Genomic DNA, 2,836 nt, shown 5'->3' on the forward strand with positions numbered 1-2,836 from the left:
TGGCGACGCTCCACACCACCGGTCTGCCCATCGACTGGACGCGGCTCCTCACCCCGGCACGCCCGCTCGACCTGCCCACCTACGCCTTCCAGCACCAGCGCTACTGGCTCGCGCCGAGCGTTCCTGGCACCCGTCCGACCGACCTCACCGGCCTGTTCGGCGTCGACTGGATTCCCGCGGCCGGTGCGGCCCGGGGTTCGGTGGCGGCCGACGACACGGTGCTGCCGTGGGTCCTCGACGAGGCGGACGCGACCGAGGACGCCGCTGTCCGGGCCCGCACCGCCGTTGCCCGCGTGCTGGCGGCCGTCCAGGACTGGCTCGCCGATGAGCACCCCGAGGCGTCCCGCCTGGTCGTGGTCACCCGCGGCGCCACCAGCACTACCGTCGACCCCGCCGCGTCCGCCGTCTGGGGCCTGATCCGCACCGTGCAGACCGAGTACCCGGACAGGTTTGTCCTGGTCGACCACGACGGGGACCAGTCGGACGACAGCGCCGTCACCGCCGCCCTCGCGTACGCCGCCGACGAGCCCCAGCTCGCCGTCCACGACGGGCACGTCGTCGTCCCCCGCTTGGTCCTGCGTGACGAGCAGCCCGCCGCCACGGGCACCGTCGACTCGCCCTGGCCCGCCGATGGCACCGTGCTGATCACCGGCGCCACCGGCGCCCTCGGCCGGCTCTTCGCCCGCCACCTGGTCACCACCCACGGCGTGCGCCACCTCGTTCTGGCCGGCCGCCGCGGCCCGACCGCCCCGGGTGCGGCCGAACTGGTCGCCGAGCTGGCCGACCTCGGCGCCCGCGCCGAGGTCGTCGCCTGCGACGTCACCGACCGGGCGGCGCTGTCCGCGCTGGTCGACTCGCTGGACGCGCTGACCGGCGTCGTGCACGCCGCCGGTCTCCTGGACGACGGTGTCGTCTCCGTACTCACCGAGGAGCGGCTGGACACCGTATGGCGGCCGAAGGCCGACTCCGCGTGGCTGCTGCACGAGCTGACCCGCGACCGCGACCTGACCGCCTTCGTGCTGTTCTCTTCCGTCGCCGCCACCCTGGGCAGCGCCGGCCAGGCCAACTACGCGGCCGCCAACGCCTTCCTGGACGGCCTCGCGCGGCACCGCCACGCCATCGGCCTCCCGGTCACCTCGCTGGCCTGGGGCCTGTGGGAGGACACCGCTGGCTCCGACGGCATGGCCGGCCGGCTCGACCCGACCGCCCTGGCCCGCTGGAGTCGCCTGGGCATCGCCCCGCTGCCGCAGCAGCAGGGCGTCTCCTTGCTCGACACCGCGCTGGCCGTCGGTGCCGTTGTCGCCGTCCCGGCCCGGCTGGACCTGTCCCGCGTCGACGCTCCCGTCCCCGCGCTCCTGCGCCTGCTTGTGAGCACCCCGACGGAGCCGACCGCCCCGACCGGCTCCCAGCCGGCCGGGAATACCTTCGCCCAGCGCCTGCGCAGCCTGGACGCGGACGAGCAGGAACGCGCACTGCTGGACCTGGTCCGCAGCCAGGCCGCCCATGTCCTCGGCCACGTGACACCCGGCGTGATGAGCGCGGACGGTGCCTTCAAGGCATCCGGCTTCGACTCGCTCACGGCCGTCGAGCTCCGGAACAAGTTGAAGGTCGCCACCGGGCTCCAGCTCCCCAGCTCCCTGCTGTACGATTACCCCTCGCCGGCCGCCCTGGCGGACTTCCTCCGCGCCGAGCTGATCGGCAACAACGCCGCCGGTCCGGTCGCCCGCACCGTCCTCACCATCGCCGACGACGAGCCGATCGCGATCGTGGGCATGGCCTGCCGCTACCCCGGTGGCGTCGGCTCGCCCGAGGACCTGTGGAACCTCGTCGCCACCGGCACGGACGCCATCACCGGCTTCCCCACCGACCGCGGCTGGGACCTGGAGCGCCTCTTCCACCCCGACCCCGACCACCGCGGCACCGTCTACACCCGCCACGGCGGATTCCTGCACACCGCAGCCCAGTTCGACCCCGCGTTCTTCGGTATCTCGCCGCGTGAGGCGCTCGCGATGGACCCGCAGCAGCGCCTGCTGCTGGAGACCTCCTGGGAGGCCATCGAGTACGCCCATCTCGACCCCGCCGGGCTGCGCGGCAGCCGCACCGGCGTGTTCACCGGCATCGCACCGCAGGACTACGGCCCGCGCCGCCACGAGGCCCCGGAGAACGTCGAGGGCTACCTGCTCACGGGCGGGTTGGCCAGCGTCGCCTCCGGCCGCGTCTCGTACACCTTCGGTTTCGAGGGCCCGGCCGTCACCGTCGACACGGCCTGCTCGTCGTCGCTGGTCGCCCTCCACCTGGCCGTCCAGGCGCTGCGCTCGGGCGAGTGCGACCTCGCCCTGGCCGGCGGCGCCATGGTGATGGCCACGCCGGGGACCTTCGTGGAGTTCTCGCGTCAGCGCGGGCTCTCCGTGGACGGGCGCTGCCGTGCCTTCTCGGCGGACGCGGACGGCACCGGCTGGGCCGAGGGTGTCGGCGTCCTGCTGGTCGAGCGGCTGTCGGACGCCCGCCGCAACGGGCACCGGGTGCTCGCGGTGGTCAAGGGCAGTGCTATCAACCAGGACGGTGCGTCCAACGGCCTGACCGCGCCGAACGGTCCCTCGCAGCAGCGCGTCATCCGTCAGGCGCTCGCCAACGCCGGCCTCACCGCCGCCGACGTCGACGCCGTCGAGGCACACGGCACCGGCACCACGCTGGGCGACCCGATCGAGGCCCAAGCGCTGCTGGCCAACTACGGGCAGGACCGTCCCGCGGACCGGCCACTGTGGCTGGGATCGCTCAAGTCCAACATCGGTCACGCGCAGGCGGCGGCCGGTGTCGGCGGCATCATCAAGATGGT

At 73.9% G+C, this 2,836-nt stretch carries 1 protein-coding gene; it reads left to right on the forward strand.

Annotated elements, in window-relative coordinates:
• Positions 1–2,836 (forward strand): SDR family NAD(P)-dependent oxidoreductase (locus ACLQ2N_RS35850; protein WP_425819968.1); only part of this gene is annotated, 2,836 nt, incomplete at both ends.

It is taken from the genome of Streptomyces sp. DT224 (assembly GCF_049844595.1).
Classification (GTDB): domain Bacteria; phylum Actinomycetota; class Actinomycetes; order Streptomycetales; family Streptomycetaceae; genus Streptomyces.